12 protein-coding genes are annotated in these 17974 nt (G+C 68.0%); 6 read left to right on the top strand and 6 right to left on the bottom strand.

Annotated elements, in window-relative coordinates:
* Entirely contained in the window at positions 1-693 is a 693-nt protein-coding gene (locus tag LRA89_RS10360) for a DUF6445 family protein (RefSeq protein ID WP_056497796.1), read from the bottom strand.
* Positions 690-2828 (bottom strand): alpha-glucuronidase family glycosyl hydrolase, encoded by a 2139-nt coding sequence (locus LRA89_RS10355; protein WP_230770087.1) that lies wholly within the window; start codon positions 2826-2828, stop codon positions 690-692. Before LRA89_RS10355 ends, LRA89_RS10360 begins: the two co-directional genes overlap by 4 nt.
* A 107-nt stretch (positions 2829-2935) precedes the next feature.
* Between LRA89_RS10355 and LRA89_RS10350 the strand changes: the two genes are divergently transcribed.
* The 3 genes from LRA89_RS10350 to LRA89_RS10340 are packed head-to-tail and all read left to right on the top strand — an operon-like array spanning position 2936 to position 6676.
* On the top strand, positions 2936-4252 hold the full coding sequence (locus LRA89_RS10350; protein ID WP_230770086.1) for an MFS transporter: 1317 nt from the start codon (positions 2936-2938) through the stop codon (positions 4250-4252).
* A complete protein-coding gene (locus tag LRA89_RS10345) occupies positions 4249-5403 on the top strand; it encodes an endo-1,4-beta-xylanase (protein ID WP_230770085.1) in 1155 nt (384 codons plus the stop codon). Before LRA89_RS10350 ends, LRA89_RS10345 begins: the two co-directional genes overlap by 4 nt.
* A 58-nt stretch (positions 5404-5461) precedes the next feature.
* Positions 5462-6676, top strand: a complete 1215-nt coding sequence (locus LRA89_RS10340; RefSeq protein ID WP_230770084.1) for a flavin monoamine oxidase family protein — start codon at positions 5462-5464, stop codon at positions 6674-6676.
* A 120-nt stretch (positions 6677-6796) separates the two neighbouring features.
* Here the strand turns inward: LRA89_RS10340 and LRA89_RS10335 are convergent, their stop codons facing one another.
* The 3 genes from LRA89_RS10335 to LRA89_RS10325 all read right to left on the bottom strand — a co-directional run bounded on the left by LRA89_RS10335 (position 6797) and on the right by LRA89_RS10325 (position 14851).
* Complete coding sequence (locus tag LRA89_RS10335) at positions 6797-8242, bottom strand: flavin-containing monooxygenase (protein WP_230770083.1); 1446 nt, start codon at positions 8240-8242, stop codon at positions 6797-6799.
* 253 nt (positions 8243-8495) lie between these two features.
* The gene (locus LRA89_RS10330; protein ID WP_230770082.1) at positions 8496-12716 is read right to left on the bottom strand and encodes a translocation/assembly module TamB domain-containing protein; all 4221 of its coding nucleotides are present in this window, start codon (positions 12714-12716) and stop codon (positions 8496-8498) included.
* A complete protein-coding gene (locus LRA89_RS10325) occupies positions 12716-14851 on the bottom strand; it encodes an autotransporter assembly complex protein TamA (RefSeq protein WP_230770081.1) in 2136 nt (711 codons plus the stop codon). The genes LRA89_RS10330 and LRA89_RS10325 overlap by 1 nt, the downstream gene beginning before the upstream one ends.
* Positions 14852-15063: 212 nt before the next feature.
* Here LRA89_RS10325 and LRA89_RS10320 point away from each other — a divergent pair, with 212 nt between their 5' ends.
* Positions 15064-16068, top strand: coding sequence for a YihY/virulence factor BrkB family protein (locus LRA89_RS10320; RefSeq protein ID WP_230770080.1), 1005 nt, complete (start codon positions 15064-15066; stop codon positions 16066-16068).
* Here LRA89_RS10320 and LRA89_RS10315 read toward each other — a convergent pair.
* A complete protein-coding gene (locus LRA89_RS10315) occupies positions 16062-16544 on the bottom strand; it encodes a MarR family winged helix-turn-helix transcriptional regulator (protein WP_230770079.1) in 483 nt (160 codons plus the stop codon). The two genes, LRA89_RS10320 and LRA89_RS10315, sit on opposite strands and share 7 nt — an antisense overlap.
* An 84-nt stretch (positions 16545-16628) precedes the next feature.
* Here LRA89_RS10315 and gntA point away from each other — a divergent pair, with 84 nt between their 5' ends.
* Positions 16629-17315 carry a guanitoxin biosynthesis heme-dependent pre-guanitoxin N-hydroxylase GntA gene (gene gntA / locus LRA89_RS10310; protein WP_230770078.1) on the top strand — a complete coding sequence of 229 codons (687 nt, stop codon included), beginning with the start codon at positions 16629-16631 and terminating at the stop codon, positions 17313-17315.
* Positions 17312-17899 (top strand): DUF1989 domain-containing protein, encoded by a 588-nt coding sequence (locus tag LRA89_RS10305; protein ID WP_230770077.1) that lies wholly within the window; start codon positions 17312-17314, stop codon positions 17897-17899. The genes gntA and LRA89_RS10305 overlap by 4 nt, the downstream gene beginning before the upstream one ends.
* Positions 17900-17974: the final 75 nt, after the last annotated feature.

Here is a 17974-nt window from a genome sequence, read left to right as displayed (position 1 = left end):
CTACCCGTTCGCGCGGTAGGTCAGGAAGATGTTCGCGGTCAGCCGCCCCCGGCGCGGGTCGGGATCGAGTGCCCCATGGACCTGCCCCGAATGCAGCACCCGGCTGCGATAGACGACCAGCCGGTTCCAGCGGCCCGCGACGATCGCGGTCTGTTCGAATGCGGGGGTGGTGCCGTCGATATAGCCGGGTGGGTCCGCCTCCCCTGCCCGCACCGCTTCATACTGCGGCAGGCGATCGGCGGTCAGCGTTTCATACCCGGTCGCGCGGTGACGATAGAAGGCGGTGCCGCCATGCGCCGGATCGCACAGATAATGGAGGATGGCGAACTGGAGCGGATCGACCGTGTCGACATGCGGCGCGCGCTGCGTGGGGACGAGGTCGGCGGCGGGGCGGGTCACGATCGAGAACGAACATTCGGCACGCCCGAGCCGGACGTCGCCCAATGCAAAGGCATCGCGCAACAGCGGGTCGAGCGCGCGGACCACGGTATCGGCATAGGCGCTCGGCATCGGCGCTCGGATGCCGGGATAGCCGCCCGCCGGGCCATAGGCCGGAGCGAAGCTGCCGGCGGCGGCGATCTCGACCAGCCGCTGCGGATCGAGCAGCGCGCCGTCGATCAGCAGCAGCGGCTCACGCTCGGTCCCGATCCGCGCGGTACGCGGCGCGGCGGCGGGATCGAGCGCGAAGGTCATTTGCCGTTGCCCGGCGCATAGGGGGTGCGGATCGCCTTGTAGTAGGCGAGCGGCTGCGGCGGCGGCACGGTGCCGGCGGGGAGCGGCCGACCCGACACCTCGGCGAAATAGGCGATGGAGGCGTCGCGCCACCACTGTGCCTCGCCGCGCTGGATGGCGAGGAACTGCGTGACTTCGGCAAAGCGCTGCGGATCGACCTTGCCCTCCAGCGCGGCCCATTGTTCCTGCATCGCCGCGACCTCGGCCACGCCGTGATCGTAGTGCGCCACCAGTTCCTCCCACAGCGTCCGGCCCGATTCCATCCGCCGGTCCCACGAGACGTGATGGAACCACAGCAGCAGCTTTTCGGGAACCCGCTTCGGATCGCCCCAGGTCCGCGTCAGCGCCGGGGCATATTGCGACACCGCGTCGCTGCCGGTGCGGGTCCGGTCGAAGCCGATGCCGCTGCGGTCGGCCTTGTGGAAATAGGTCGGGTTCCAGTCCTCGCGCGCCAGATCGTTCACCCATGGCCCCGGGCCATAATGATGGCCGGTCGCGAAGAGATGGTTGAGGCCGAGCGGCATCATGTAATCGACCACCGCCTCGCGCGAGCGCAGCATCATCGCGGTGACGGGGGCGACGACCGCCGGATCGGGGCTCCACGTCATCGCCGCCCAGTCGCGTGCGATCTCGCCGGCCGACCCCTGCGGGTCCCACGCCAACCGGCCGAAGGCGTACCAGTTGGCCTGATCGAACTGCGATCCCGACCAGTTGCGGTCGGTGCCGATGTTGGCCACCCCGGCGATGCCGGTCGGCGCGCCGGGCCGCACCGGGCGTTCGAGCGTGTCGGCGACGGTGGTGCCGGCACGGGGGCGGTAGGTGTCGCTCTTGAGCACCTCCTCCCACATCGTGCCGAGATAGGCGAGATGGGTGGCGAAGCCCAAATATTCCTTGGTGATCTGCACTTCCATCATCAGCGGCGTACGCGGCATAGCGCCGAAGAGCTGGTGGAAGGGTTCGCGCGGCTGGAAATCGATCGCGCCGTTCTTGACCTGGACGATGACGTTGTCGGCGAACTTGCCGTCCAATGGCGCGAACTCGCTATAGGCCTGACGGACGCGGTCCTCGGGCTTTTCGCTGGCATAGACGAAGGCACGCCACATCACGACCCCGCCGTGCGGCTTGAGCGCGGCGGCGAGCATGTTCGCCCCCTCGGCATGGCTGCGGTGATAGTCGCCGGGGCCAGGCTGGCCTTCCGAATTGGCCTTGACCAGAAAGCCGCCGAAATCGGGGATGCGCGCGTAGATCTCGTCGGCCTTCGCCTTCCACCATGCCGCCACCTGCGGGTCGAGCGGATCGGCGGTCTTGAGGCCGCCGACCTCGATCGGGGCAGAGAAGCGCGCCGACAGATAGACCTTGATCCCCCATGGGCGGAAGATGCCGGCGAGCGTCTCGATCTTCGGCAGGAACGCCGGGGTCAGCATGTCGGCGCTGGCGTTGACGTTGTTGAGGACGGTGCCGTTGATCCCGACCGAGGCATTGGCACGGGCGTATTCGGTATAGCGCGGGTCGGCGAAGCCGGGCAGTTTCTGCCAGTCCCACAGCGACCGCCCGGCATAGCCGCGCTCGACATAGCGATCGGGATTGTCCCAGTGGTTGAGGAGGCGCAAATCGAGTTTCGGCCGGTCGCGCACGTTCAGCGCGGCGATCGACGACCCGGTCTGGAGCGTGCGCAGCAACCGGAAGCTGCCGTACAGCACGCCGACCGGCGCGTTGGCGGCGACCACCGTCACCCGCCGGCCGTCGATGGTTGCCGAGCGCAACACATAGCCCTCGCGCCCCAGCCCTTCGAGCGGCAGGCGCAGCGCGGCGATACGCGGCGAACGCGGCGTGCCGATCACCACGCTGCCGTCACCGATCGCCGATTCGCCCACGCTGCGCCCGGTCAGCCCCGACAATCCGCGCGCCAGTTCGGCGGCGGCGAGATCGATCGTCGGATCGCGTTCGTCGCGCACCACGCCGGTCGCTACGGCAGCCTGCGCGGCCGTGGCGGGCGACGCGCGATAGCGCAGCCACAGGTCATAGCCATCCTCGGCGCACGCTGGCGCGCTCCACAGCATACCCGCCAGCGCGACCAGCCCGATCCATTTCACCATGCCGCATCCTCTTTCTCGTCCCGTCTGACCGACGGCGTTGACAGTGGCATAGCATGACGGTCATGGTAGCGCTACCACGTCAGAGAACGTGGCGTACAGGAGAGCGCATGTCCCCGAATCCGCCCGAATCGCCGGCTTCCCCGCTGCCACCGCTGGCCAAGCCAGCCGGCCGGGTGCGCTGGATCGTGTGCGCGCTGCTCTTCTTCGCGGTCGTGCTGTCCTATGTCGACCGGCTGGTGCTGGCGGTGTTGAAGCCCGATCTGGCGCAGACCTATGGCTGGTCGGAAACGGGCTATGCTGATCTCGCCTTCTATTTCCAGCTTGCCTACGGCCTCGCCTATGTCGTCGCCGGGCGGATCGTCGACAAGGTGGGGGCGAAGGCCGGCTATGCGCTGGCGATGATCGTGTGGACGGTCGGCCATGTGCTGCACACCGCCTTCACCTCCACCAGCGGCATGATCCTCGCGCGGATGCCGCTGGCGGCGGGCGAGGCGGGCACCTTCCCCGCCGCGATCGCCGCGACCAACGAATGGTTTCCCAAGCGCGAGCGGGCGCTGGCGATCGGCATTTTCAATGCGGGGTCGAACGTCGGCGCGCTGCTGACGCCGCTGCTGGTGCCGTTCATCGTCGTGACGCTCGATCTTGGGTGGCGCGCCGCGTTCTGGATCACCGGCGCGCTGTCGCTGGTGTGGCTGGCGGCATGGTTCGGCTTCTATCGCCGGCCGCGCGACAAGGCCTCGCTATCGGCGGAAGAGCTGGCGTGGATCGAGGCCGATCCGGTCGAGCCGCAGCGGGCGGTGCCGTGGAGCCGGATGTTCCGCATCCGCCAGACCTGGGCCTATATCGCCGGGCGGTTCCTGATCGATCCGGTGTGGTGGACCTTCCTGTTCTGGCTGCCCGATTATTTCGCCAAATCGTTCAACCTGTCGATGAAGCAGTTCGGGCCGCCGCTGATCGCGGTCTATCTGCTCGCCGATGTCGGATCGGTCGCGGGCGGGTGGCTCAGCACCCGGTTGATCGGGCGGGGCATGTCGATCGGGCGGGGGCGCAAGACGGCGATGGTCTGCGCGGCGCTGTGCGCGGTGCCGATCGCCTTTGCGACCCATGCGCCCAGCATGTGGATCGCGGTCGGCCTGATCGGCCTCGCCTGCGCCGGACATCAGGGCTTTTCGGCCAACCTCTATGCGCTGCCCGGCGACCTGTTCCCGCGCTGGATGGCGGGATCGGTGATCGGGATCGGTGGGCTTGCCGGCGCGGTCGGCGGCATGTTGATGGCGAAGTTCGCGGGCATGATCCTCGAAACGGTCGGCAGCTATCAACCGATCTTCCTGGTCGCCGCCTGTGCCTATCTGGTCGCGGTCGGCGTGATCCACCTGATCGTTCCCCGCTACACCCCCGTCGATGCAAGGCAAGTCACCGCATGACCATGATCGATCGCCGACAGGCGCTGGCGGGCGGCGCCGCGTTGCTCGCCGCCGGGGCCACCCCGGCGCTGGCCGCGCCCGCCGACACGCTGAACGCCGCCGCCGCATCGCGCGGGCGGCGCTTCGGATCGGCGTTCGCCTTCGGCACAGCGGGCGCGGACCGGGGATCGTTCGCGAACCCGGCCTATGCCGCGCTGCTGCGCCGCGACTGCAGCCTGCTCGTGCCCGAGAACGAGATGAAGTGGCAGGCGATCCGTCCTGCCCCCGACCGGTTCGATTTCAGCCGGTTCGACCCGATGGTCGACTGGGCGGTGGCCAACGGCTTCGCCTTGCGCGGGCATACGTTGCTCTGGGCCTATTCGCGCTGGTTTCCGGCGTGGCTCAACAACTACGATTACGGCGCGCGTCCGGCGAGCGAGGGAGCGCGGGTGCTGTCCAGCCATATCGACACCGTCACCCGCCGCTATGGCCGCAAGATCACCAGCTATGACGTGGTGAACGAAGCGGTCGATCCCGATACCGGAAACCTTCGCGTCACGTCGCTGTCGACCGCGATGGGCGGGACCGAGGCGGTGCTCGACCATGCGTTCCGCACCGCTCGCGCCGCCGCGCCGCATGCCGAGCTGGTCTACAACGACTATATGAGCTGGGAGGACGGCAACGAAAAGCACCGCGCCGGCGTGCTCAAACTGCTCGAAGGGTTCCGCCGGCGCGGCGTGCCGGTCGATACGCTGGGGGTGCAGTCGCATATCGGGCTGTTCGCGCCGAGCCCCGATGCCGGCGCGCTGGCGCGGCGGCTGGAGCCCGAATGGCGCCGCTTCCTCGATGCGGTGGTGGCGATGGGGTATCGCCTGATCGTCACCGAATTCGACGTGCGCGACAAGGGCCTGCCCGCCGCGATCGCCCCGCGCGACAAGGGGGTCGCCGATTTCGCGCGCGCCTATCTCGACATCATGCTGTCCTACCCACAACTGCACGACGTCCTCGCATGGGGGATGAGCGACCGGTATAGCTGGCTGCGCACGTTCGAGCCGCGCACCGATGCGGTCATCAACCGTGGCTGCCCCTATGACGACCGCTTCGCGCCCAAGCCGCTGTACGGCGCGATGGTCGGCGCGCTGGCGAATGCACGCGAACTACGGATCATCTGAGCGGAACCCGGCCACGGCTGGCGCACTGTAGCGGTCCGTCACGACAGGACCCGCGCTTATGATCGACGTCGCCATCATCGGAGCCGGTGCCGCCGGGATCGGCGCGGCGCGCGCGCTTCATGCCGCCGGGCGATCGGTCGCGGTGTTCGAAGCGGGCGACCGGGTCGGCGGGCGGGCGCATAGCGTCACGATCGACGGTATGGCGCTCGATCTCGGCTGCGGCTATCTCCATTCGGCCGGGCGCAATCCGTGGGTCGCCATCGCCGGGGACGTCGGGTTCGCGATCGATCGCAGCCGTCCGAGCTGGGGCCAGCAGTACCGCGACCTCGGTTTCTCCGCCGCCGAGCGGCAGGCGGCGAATGCCGCGCGCGCCGCGTTCGAGGCACGGTTGCGGCATGATCCACCGGCGAGCGACCGCGCCGCCGACGCGCTGGACCCCGCCGGGCCATGGAACGGCTTCCTCGATGCGATGTCGGGCTATGTGAACGGGGCCGATCTCACCTCGCTTTCGGTGGCCGATTACCTTGCCTATGACGATGCCGCGACCGACGACGACTGGCGGTTGCCCGATGGCTATGGCACGCTGGTCGCCGCCAGCCTGCCGCCGGTGCCGCTGCACCTCGGTACACCGGTCCGGGGTATCGAGGAATGCGCGGACGGCGTCGCGATCGTCACGCCGCGCGGCAGCGTGAAGGCGGGTGCGGCGATCGTCACCGTATCGACCGCGGTGCTGTCGGGTGGCGGGATCGCGCTGCCGGGGTGTTTCGACCCGAGCCTCCATGCCGCGAGCCACCTGCCATTGGGGCTGGCCGACAAGCTGTTCTTCGCGCTGCCCGACGATCACGGGCTGGCGGCGGAGAGTCATCTGCTCGGCAATCCGCACCGCGCGGCGACGGGCAGCTATTACCTCTGCCCGTTCGGGCGACCGGTCGTCGAATGTTTCGTCGGCGGCAGCAGCGCGCGGGCGCTGGAGCGCGAGGGGCTGGACGGCGCGGCAGCCTTCGCGAAGGCGGAGTTGGCGGCGTTGCTCGGGGCAAGGCTGGTCGACCGGATGGTGCTGATCGCCGGATCGGCGTGGGGCCGGGCGAGCCATTTCGGCGGATCGTACAGCCATGCGCGGCCCGGCCATGCGAATGCGCGCGCGGTGCTGGGCGAGCGGCGGCACGACCATATCCTGATCGCGGGGGAGGCGGTGTCGCCGACCGACTTTTCGACCGCGCATGGGGCGTATGCGACCGGGGTGGCGGCGGCAGAGACGCTGATTCGGGACTGAATGACTCCCCTCCCTGACCAGGGAGGGGCCGGGGGTGGGTCGGCCTGCGAGGGAACGACAGCATCCGCCCCAAACCTACCCACCCTCTCCCTTGTCAGGAAGGGAAGAGCCTTTCGCCCCCTACCGGAACTCCATCTGCTCGGTCACGTCGCCGAAGCGCATCGTGATCCGGTCGCGCAGATAGCTTTGCCGGACGCGCCATGGCGCCTTCGATCCCTGCCGGGGCAACCGGTCGATGCCGCGCTTCACATAGCTGGACGTGAAGTCGAGCAGCGGTTCCTCGGTCAGATCGGTGTCGGCGATGCGCGGCGTCGCCTGTACCACACCCTGTGCCTTCATCGTGTTGAGCAGGCGGCAGACATAGGCGGCGGTCAGGTCGGCGCGCAGCGTCCACGAGGCGTTGGTATAACCGAACGCATAGGCAAGGTTCGGCAGGTCGCTGAACATCATCCCCTTGTAGTTCATCGCCTTGCTCGGATCGACCGGTTGCCCGTCGATCGACAGCGTCGCCGCGCCGAAGAGTTGCAGTTCAAGGCCGGTGGCGGTGACGACCACCTCGGCGGGAAGGTGGGTGCCGTCGGTCAGGCGGATGCCGGTGGCGGTGAAACGGTCGACATGGCCGGTCGCGACCTCGGCGTGCCCCTCGCGGATCACCCGGAACAGGTCGCCGTCGGGGACGATGCACAGCCGCTGGTCCCACGGATCATAGCTGGGTGAGAAATGCTTCTCGACGTCATAGCCCGGCGGCAGCGCGGCGCGGACCTGTTTCAGCAGCCAGCGGCGGACCGCCTCGGGCTTGCGGCGCGAGCGGACGTAGAAATACTGGCTGATGCCGATCCGCAGCCAGCGGGCGATGCCGTATGCGGCACGCCATGGCAGCACCCGGCGCAGGACGCCCAGCAACGGATCGCGCGCGGGCGTGGTCAGCACATAGCTCGGCGAGCGTTGCAGCATCGTCACCTTCGCCGCGCGGTCGGTCATCGCCGGGACCAGCGTCACCGCCGTCGCGCCGCTGCCGATCACGACGACCTGCTTGCCGCTGTAATCGAGATCGGCGGGCCAGAATTGCGGATGGACGATCGTCCCGGCGAAATCCCCCTCCCCGGCGAAGGTCGGGCGATAGCCCTGCGCATAATCGTAATAGCCGGTGCAGAGATACAGGTAGCCGCACGACAGCGTCGTCGTCTCGCCCGTGTCGGGCCGCTCGATCGTCAGCGTCCAGCGGGCGTCGGCGCTCGACCAGGCGGCATGGACCATGCGGTGGTGATAGCGGATGTGCGAATCGATCCCGCTATCGCGCGCGGTGTCGGCGATATAGTCGCGGATGGTTGCGCCATCGGCGATCGCCTTCTCCCCCGCCCATGGCCGAAAGCCGTAGCCGAGCGTGAACATGTCCGAATCCGACCGCACCCCGGGATAGCGGAACAGGTCCCACGTACCGCCCAGCGCCCCGCGCCCCTCCAGCACCGCGAAGCTGCGATCGGGGCACAGCCGTTGCAGGTGATGCGCCGCGCCGATGCCCGACAGCCCTGCCCCCACCACGATCACATCGAACTTGTCGGGCATAGCGGCCGCCTCTCCTTGCGCCGCCGCTATGCCCTCAACCGGGGGATCGGCTCAAGCGAAGAGGCTGTTTGAAAAGCGCGGTTGCGCGTTTTACGGTGCCGGCCCGCTCCCCCGTCCCGACCACCCACTTGAGTATCCTGCTGGGTGGTCGGGAGAGGGTAGCCCAGCAAAGTAACACTTTGCTAGGACCCGAGGGGGAGCGGGCTGGCACCGCACAAGAAACCCGCGCTTCCGCTAGTTTCCAAACGAACGCTCAGTAATCGCGGCTGTAGCGTACCGAGGCGTTCGATCCGCCGAACGATCCGGTCTGCGACAGCACCGACAGCGTCTTGGTCAGTGCGATCTGGATCTGCGTGGCGGTAAAGCCACGCGCGTCGGTGATGATCTCGATATAGATGTCGTCGGTCAGGTATTTGCCCGCCGCAAGGCTGGTGCCCCGCCCGGTCGCCTCGTCGCCGCCCAGCACGCGCAGCCGATCGAATCCGGTCGCCGAGCGCAGCTTGCCGAGCGGGTTGAGCCCGCCCCCGCCCGATCCGCGCAGCGAATTGAGCGCGGCGGCGAGCTGGATCGCCTCGGTCGCTGACAGGTTCGTCACCGAACTGCCGAAGAGCAGCCGCGAAAGCACCTCGTCCTGCGCGAGCGCCGGGGTCGAGGTAAACGCGATCTGCGGGGCCTGCGCCGTGCCGGTCACGTTGATGACGGCGGTCACGCCTTCGGCGGTGGTGGTGGCGGAGATGTCGATCACCGGGTTGGTGAAGTCCGACCCTTCGAAGCGGATGTTGCCGCGTTCGACCTCGAACCGCTTGCCGGCGAACGAATAGGTGCCGCGCACGAGGCGCAACTGTCCGTTGATCGTCGGCGCGGCCGAGGTGCCGGCGATACGCAGATCGGCCTCCCATTCGGATTCCAGGCCCATGCCCGACACGAACAGCCGGTTGTCGGCGCGGACGCGCAGCGCGAGGCGGAACAATCCGGCCGAGGCGGCGGCCTGTCTGGGCGGTTGCGCCGCGCGGGTCGCGTCGCTCTTGCGGCGCACCCCGGTCAGCTCGGGGACTTCGGCCGCGCCCTGGCGGATGATCTGATAGCGCGCCTCGGGGATGACGAGATCGCCCGAGATCAGCCCGCCGTTCGCCCCGTTCTGGATACGGACGTCGCCGGTGGCCGATGCGCCCAGCGCGTCGCTGCGCGCCAGTTGGGCATTGCGCAACTGCGCGCGAATATCGACCGGGAAGCCGCTGTTCGCCGCCAGCCCGACCGTCCCCTGCGCCGCGACCGTGCCCCCGCCCGCCGTGGCGCGCATCTGCACCAGTTCGAACCGATCGTTGGTGAACCGCCCGTTGATGCCGAGGTTGGTCAGCCGCGTGCCGAGCGTCTCATTCTCATAGGTCAGCGTATTGGCGCGGACCACGCCGGTCAGTTGCGGTGCCTGCACCCGCCCGCCGAAATCGGCGGCGATGCCGATCGTCCCGGTCAGTTGCTGGTCGGCCAGCCCCGCGAACGAGAATAGCACGCCCGCCGGCCCGTTGTAACGGATCCCGCCCGACAGCGGCGCCGCCAGCATCCGCGTGACCCATGATCCGCTGCCCGGCGGCAACGGCCGCAGGTTGGCGACCATCCGCCCGACCGTGGTCGTGCCGCGCTGGATCAGCGCCCGGCCACTGCCGCCTTCGGGCCTGAGGTCGCCGGCGAACACGATGTCGACCGGTTCGGAGACCGAGGCAAGGCTGGTCCGCTGGAAATTGCGGATGGTCAGCCGGGCATCGGCGCGCGGGAAGCTCTGGTCGGCGGCCTGCGCAAAATCGAGGCTGCCGGTGGCGGTGCCACCGATCCCGGTGCCGGGAACGAAGGCGTTGACGATGCCGAGGTCGAGCCGGTCGAGCCGCGTCTGGATCGACATGCCATTGCCATAGACGCCCGCCGCACGGATCGAACCTTGCGCGAAATCGATCCGCGTCGGGTAAAGGCGATAGCCGCCGGTCGCAGGGGTGATCCGCGCCGGGTTGATCGTGCGGAACGGGATGTTGTTGGCAACGCCCTGCAACGCGACGAGATATTCGTTCGGCTGCAACCGGGCATTGGCGGCGACGCGGAACGGCACGCCCGACGATCCTTCGGCGAAGATCTGCGCCAGTCCGTTGCCGCCGCGATAATTCACCTTGGCGCGGCTGCGTTCGAGGACGAAGTCGCCCATCGACAGGTTGGCGACCTGCGCGTCGGCGACGATCTCGGCCTGGTCGTAGAGGACCGCGCTGGCGGTGACGATCGCGCGGCCGATCCGCAGCCCCATGTCGCCGGGGATGACCGCGTTATAGGCGCGCGCGTTCACGTCGGCGCGCTGGTAGCGGCCCTGTGCCGAGAGGCGAGCGACACCCGCCACGCCCGATCCGGCGAAGTTGACCCGGCCGGCGAACGGTCCGGCATTCGTCGCCTCGACCCGGCCGTCGATATTCATGCCGGCGAAGGTCGCCGAGCGAATATCGGCGACGAGGCGCGGCGCGGTCGAGACGAGCACGTCGGCGCGGAACGGACCATAGTCGGTGCCGCCGGTCGCCTGGATCGCATAACGGTCGCCGATCCCGCGCACCCGCGCTTCGAGGTTGGCGAGGCCGATGCCGACGCCCGGCCGCGCCGCGCGCAACAGGATCTGCGGTGCGGCGACGCTGCCCGTCACCTGCGCGGTCAGCGGACCGTATTGCGTCGACACCGCCTGCGCGTTGACCAGCAGCGGCCCGGCCGGATCATAGCGACCCGACCCGTTCAGGATGCGGAATTGCGGCGCGTTCATCCGCAGGTTGGAAAAGGTGATGAGCCCGTTCGGATCGACGCCGACATCGACCCGCGTGGTCGACACATTGCCGCCGAGGAAATTGCGGACGCCTTCGTTGAACAGCCGCGTGGTCTGCGCGACCACCCGCCCCTTGATGCCGAAACCGCCATTCGGCGCGGCATAGAGGTTCGCATCGGTCGACAGGTTGAGGATGCCGATGCTGGCGACTTCGTAGTCGTTGATCCGCCCCTTGATCGCGCCGGTATAGCGCCCGGTCGACAGGTTGGCGGCGACGATCGCGGTCGCATCGATCCGGTCGGAACGGATGCGCAGATTGTCGGACAGCACCTGATCGCCGTTGATCGCCAGATCGCCGTTGATCGAGACGTTGGTGACGAGCCCGCCAACGGCGGCGTTCAGCCCGGTGATCCGTTTGGCGCGCGCCTTGATCGGGATCAGGATGCGGTCGGCGTCGACGGTCGCGCGTCCTTCGGCATACAGTTGTTCGACGGCCATTTCGCCGAAGCCCAACGCCGCCGCCTGAATCTTATAGTCCACGGTCGGCGTGCCGAAACCGCCGTCCAGCACCACCGCCGCGCGGACCGAACGGCCGTTGAGGTTGGGCGCGATCGCGCCCGGCGTCAGCAGCATCGCCTCGGTGCGGAAATTGCCGAAACGGCTGTTGGCGAGATCGAGGATGCCGGCGGCGTTGACCGCCAGCGCGCTGGAGCGAAGCTGGATACGGGTATCGGCGCGGCGGTCCGCAAGCGTCGCGTCGATCGCGACGTCGAGGCGCGGCGACGTCAGCCGTTCGACCGGTCCTTGCAGGATCAGCCCCGGCTGGGTCGATCCGCGCACGGTGAAGCTGCCGTTGCGACCGGTGATCGCCAGATCGGCGAGCGGCCGCCCGCCGAGCGTGCCGGCGAGACGCCCCTGCCAGTTGGTCCAGCTACCCCGGCCGTCGATCGTCGCGGCAATCGGCTGGGCGAGGCCCGCCATGCCGGCGATCATGCCGTTCGCCGGGCCGGTCACGCGCGCATCGACATCGAATTTGTCGTCGTCGGGCACCGCGTCGAGTTTCAGCGTTATGCTGTCACCCCCCGCCACGCCCGGCGCGGCGATGGTCAGCGCGTTGGCCGACACCTGCGCACGGCGATCGGCGATATGCACCGCACCGTCGATCCGGGCGATATGGCGCTGGCCGGTGATGGCCGGGCCGACCTCGATCCGGTCGACGCGCAGGCGGTTCACGTCGATGTCGTAATCGGGCAGCAGCGGCGCATTGGGATCGCCCGGCGGGGTATCCTTCAACACCGGGTTGCGCGCATAGCGCACCAGCGGACTGGTCAGGCTGCGCACGTCGACATGGCCGTTGCTGAAGGCGAACGGCCGCCAGTCGAGCGCGACCTGCGGCGAATAGGCGAAGACGCCGCGCGTATCGGACAGGCGCAGATCACGGAGGGTCAGCGCGCCGTAGAGCGACCCGTCGATCCGGCCGATATTGACCTTCAGCCCCGATGCGGTGGTGTACCCGTCGAGCTGGCGGACGACGAAGCCCCGCCCCGGACCGGTATTTAGCGCGAAGATCAACGCGACCACCGCCACGAACAGCACGGCGATGGCGATGCCGATCCATTTTAGGATGCGGACCCAGAGCGGCTGCTTGCGCACGACGACGGTCTCGGTCGCGGAGTAATCCTCGGCCATTAGAATGCCTGCCCGATCGAGATATAGAGTGCGATTTTGGATTCACCGGGACGCCGGGCGATCGGCGTCGCTACATCGACCCGCATCGGCCCGAAGTTGGTGTAGAAGCGGCCGCCGATCCCCGCGCCGAAGCGCAGGTCGGACGCATCGGGCAACGCCCCTTCGTACACCTGCCCCGCGTCAAGGAACGGCACGATGCCGAAGTTGCCGAAGCGGTAGCGCGCCTCGATCGCGAATTCGTTGAGGCTGCGCCCGCCGATCGGCCGGGCGAGGTTGTTGCCATCCTCGTCCACCTCGGGCGTGCGCGGGCCCAGTTCCTGAAAGCCGAAGCCGCGCACCGATCCGCCGCCGCCGGCATAATAGCGCCGCGAAGGGGCAAGGTCGTCGCGGTCGATCCCCTGGATCGATCCGGCACGGGCGCGCCCGGCGATGACGATGCTCTGCCCGATCGGATAATAGCCGGTGCCCTCGACCATGAAGCGGCCGTACGGGCGCACGCCGTCGGACACCGATCCTTCGGGGCTGACGTTCAGCTTCACGCGGAAGCCCTTGGTCGGGTTCAGCAGATTGTCCGACGTGTCGAACCCGGCGAACAGCGGCAGCGCGGCGATGCCGTAGGTGCGGCGGCGGCGCTCGCCGACGGTGAAGTCGTAGGTGTCCTCGTTGGTGCCGATCAGTTCGGCACCATAGGCATAGGTAAAGCGCTTCTGCCAGATCGGCGTCGAATCATACGACCAGCGAATGCCGAGCGTGCCGGTGAACGCCTCGAACGCATCGTAATTGCTGCGGCTGGCGTTGGCGAGAATCTGGAAGGTGCGGTCGCGCCGTCCGGCGTTCGACCGGCGGAAGGTGACGCCCGCGCCCTGTTCCTGCGTGCCCGCCACGCCGCGCACGATCAGCGCGCCTTCGGGCGGGAACAGGTTGCGGTGGGTCCATGATCCCTCGACCCGGAGCCCCTGTCCGGTGCCATATCCCGCCTCGCCCGCCAGCGTGCGCGCCGGGCCGGCGTCCTGCCGGACGAGCAAATTGACCGCCTCGGTCCCGTCGGCGGCGACCTGTCCGGTGCGCTGTGGTTCGACCGAGACGCTGGAGAACAGCCCCGTCGCGACCAGCGCGGCGCGCAGATCGTCGACCTTGCGATTGTCGTACAGCTCGCCTTGCCGGAAACGGGCCAGCACGCCGACATGCTCGGCATCGAACGCCAGCTTGCCGGTGGTGGAATAGGTGCCGAACGACGAGCGTGGCCCGGTATCGACCGGCAGGGTGTAGCCCCCTGTCACCGTCGCATCGTCGAGCAGGATGTCGCGCTGCCCGACCTGCACGAACGGATAGCCCTGTTGCGGCAGTTTCAGGCTGACGTTCGCCTCGGCCGCCTGGATTCGTTCGGCGTCGATCGGATCGCCGACCTTCAGCGGCAGTTCGCGGTCGACGAGGTTCGGCGGCACCGTCGGCTGGGTATCGATGCGGATCGACGACAGGGTGTAAAGCTTGCCCGGCAGCGCGGTCACGACCGCGCGGATGCGTCCGCCCTGCGGGTGTTCGATCATCGAGCTGACGGTGCCGTCGTAATAGCCCTTGGCACGCATGATGCGCAGCGCGAGCGATTCGTCTTCCTTGGCGCGCGCCTGCACCATCGTCGCGTTTGCGGCCTTGCCGTCGCCTTCCTCCAGCGAGGAGAGCGCGCGGAACTGCGCCGTCCCCCCGATCGCGTCGAGGCCCTTGACGACGGTGTCGTAGCGGATTTCGACTGCGCGCTTGTCATCGACGCCCGCGACCTCGACCGGGGTGACGTCGAAGGTGTTAAGCGGCGGCAGCGGCTGCGCCAGTTCGGCCGCCTCGGGCAATATCGCGTCGGGCAGGGTTTCGGGCACGACGGCGTTTTCCGTCGCCGGCACGGTCGGGCGGACCGGCGCGGGCGCGGCTTGCGTCGTGGCGGTGGTCGTCGTCGCGGGCTTCGGGGCGGCGGATGCCTCGAACCCGGCGATCGGTTCCAGCGGGGCGTTGATGTCGCCCGACAGGCTGGGCAGCGCCGCATCGAATTCGGCATCGGGAACGATCGGGCCGTCGTCGGTGTTGGCAGGCGGCGTGGTGGTTTGCGGACGGTCGGTCGATACCGACGGGGCCGTCTGCGCCATGACGCCGCAAGGAATCATCGTTCCTGCCAGCAGGATAGCGACCGTGCGCGCGCGAATTTCCGCCAACTGCTATCCCCGTGTCGTTCAACCTTGGGTTGCAGCGCACAACCCCCCTTGCGACCCCAAACGCGCGTTCGGCGGATTTGGTTCATTTCTACCCACTTGCATCCGTTTTGCGGTGCGGGCGTTGCATGTCGGCGAAGGGGACTGATGTGACGGAAAGTACGACGCAAATCGATCCGGCCACGATTCCGGGGAGTGGATCGACCCATCCATGGGCGCATCCATGGGCGGCATGGAAGGCGATCCTGACGCGCGTCTACACCATGGTCGGCTATCACAATCTGACGCTGATGGCGGCGGGGGTCGCCTTTTATGCGTTCCTGTCGATCGTGCCGATGCTCGGCGCGATCGTGATGACCTATGGCCTCGTCGCCGATACCGCGACGGTCGCGCGGCACATGCAGACGCTGTTCGAACTAGTGCCGGCCGATGCCGCGCGGCTGATTTCTGACCAGTTGATCGCGGTCGTCACCACCGCGTCGCGGCAGGTGGGGCTGGGCCTCGCGGTCGCGCTGCTGCTCGCGATCTATGGCGCGATGCGCGCGGCCAGCGCGATCATTCAGGCGCTGAACGTGATCTATGAGGAAGAGGACGAACGCAGCATCGTCACAACGACATTGTTGTCGGCGATGATTACCGTCGCGGCGATTTTCGCGGTCATCGTCGGCATCGTGTCGGCCGGCGTGCTGACGTGGTTGCAGAGCGCGGTCGCGTTCCTCGGTACGGCGGGCGCGGTGATGATCCAGATCGTCACCTGGGGCGTGGCGGGCGCGATCACCAGCGCGGGCATCGCCTTTGCCTATCGCTACGGGCCGGACCGGACGCGGGCACAGTGGCGCTGGCTGTCGGTCGGGTCGGTCGCCGCCACGATCCTGTGGCTGCTGGCGACGGTCGGCTTCGGGGTCTATGCCGCCAACTTCGCCAATTACAACGCGACCTATGGCGCGCTGGGCGCGGTCGTCGTGCTGCTGATGTGGCTGTTCGTCTCCAGCCTCGCGATCCTGATCGGCGCGGAAATCAATGCCGAAGCCGAACGCCAGACTGCGATCGATTCGACCGTCGGCCATCCCCGGCCGATGGGCCATCGCGGCGCGCGGCTGGCCGACACGCTGCCGAGCAAGCGCCAGTTGAAGCCCAGGCGCGGCGCTTATTGAGCGGCGGCGGTGCGTTCCTCCAGCACGTCGGCCGCGTCCTGGATCCGCGCCAGCATGTCGCGCAGCACCTCGATCTCCTGCGGCGTGAAGCCGGCGAACAGGTCGCGCTCGATCGTCAATGCCCGTGGCGCGACCTCTTCGTAAAGCGTCCGCCCCGCCTCGGTCAGCGCGAGCAGGTGCGAACGCTGGTCGCCGGTATTGGCATGGCGGTCGACGAGGCCGCGATCGACCAGCGCGATCGCCGCGCGGCTGACCGTCACCTTGTCCATCCGCGTCGCCACGCACAGCGCCTGCTGGGTGATACCGTCATGTTCGGCGATCACCGTCACCAGCCGCCATTCGGGAATGCGCAGCCCGAACAGCGCGCGATAGGTGGAGGCCACCGCGTCGGATACGCGGTTCGACGCGATCGACAGGCGATAGGGCAGGAAATCGTCGAGGAGCAGCCGTTTGTTCACGACCCGGACTGTTACCATTTAGTGACGGGTCGTCAACGACTTGGAACCGGGAACGGCAGCGAAACGTAGTGTTCGTCCAACAACCGGGCCGGGACCTCCGCGATGTTCAACTGGAAGCACGAAGCGCAGGATCGCCTGCAGGCGATGTTGTTCGCCCATGTCGACGACCGCGGCTTTCCCTGCGTCGGGGCGAAATCGGCGATGGCGAAGGGCACGCTCGACGTGCTCGTCTGCTCGCGGATCGACAGCGCATGGGACGATGTCCGCATCCACGATGCGCTGATGCGGCTTGCCGAAGCCTATCGCCGCGACCGGGCGATGTACCGCAGCTTCGCGGTGATCTTCGAGGGGCCGGACGACCTGAGTGAAAATGCGTTCGAGCGTGCGCTGTGGCAGCGCGTCCAGTCGTTGTCCGATAAGGACGTGTGGCGCGGGCAGGAATATGACACGCGGGTCAGCACCGATCCCGACAATCCGCATTTCTCGCTGAGCTTCGGCGGCGAGGCATTCTTCATCGTCGGGCTGCACCCCAATGCCAGCCGCCCGGCGCGCCGGTTCGAGCGGCCGACATTGGTCTTCAACCTGCACGACCAGTTCGAACGGCTGCGCGCCGAGGGCAAGTACGAGACGATGCGGGAGAAGATTCTCGTACGCGACGAGGCGCTGGCCGGCAGCCGCAACCCGATGCTCGAACGGCACGGTGCGGCGAGCGAGGCGCGGCAATATAGCGGGCGCGTGGTCGATGATCGCTGGGCCTGCCCGTTCCACTATTCGGGGGAAGCAAAGTGACGACGACCATCCCCGAACGATCGGGCACCGCCTTCCGGCTGGCGAAAGGCGAGACGCTGGTGGTGGTCGATCCGAAGGGTGAACAGGTCGCCGACCTGCTGGCGTTCAACGCCGACGATCTGGACGAGGTGATCTCTTCAGGGCGGACGCTCGATTATGCCGAGACGATCCGGCTGACGACCGGCCATGCGCTCTATTCCAATCGCAGCCGGGTGATGCTGGAGATCGTCGCCGATACCGTCGGCACGCACGACTTTCTGCTGACGCCATGTTCCTACGACACCTTCCACCATTTCTATCCCGATCTGCCGCCGCATCGCGGCTGTTTCGGCAATCTGGCGGCGGCGCTCGAACCTTACGGCGTAGTGCCCGACCGGATACCGGTGGCGTTCAACTGCTTCATGAACGTGCCGGTCGATGGCGCGACGGGCAAGCTGTCGGTCCTGCCGCCGATCAGCAGGGCAGGCGACTCGATCACCTTCCGCGCAGCGATGGATTTGGTGATCGGCCTCACCGCCTGTTCGGCCCCTGCCTCCAACGGCGGGAGTTTCAAGCCGATCGAGTATCGCATCGAACCGGCCTAGGACCGATCGACATTCAGCCGGACGGCGGCTCAGGCGTCTCCCCTCCCTGACAGGGAGGGGAGAAGATTGGGACGG

This window comes from Sphingomonas sp. Leaf4 (genome assembly GCF_920939515.1).
Lineage (GTDB): Bacteria > Pseudomonadota > Alphaproteobacteria > Sphingomonadales > Sphingomonadaceae > Sphingomonas.
Note: the sequence above shows the minus strand (reverse complement) of the source record. Positions and strands in the feature narration are given on the sequence as shown.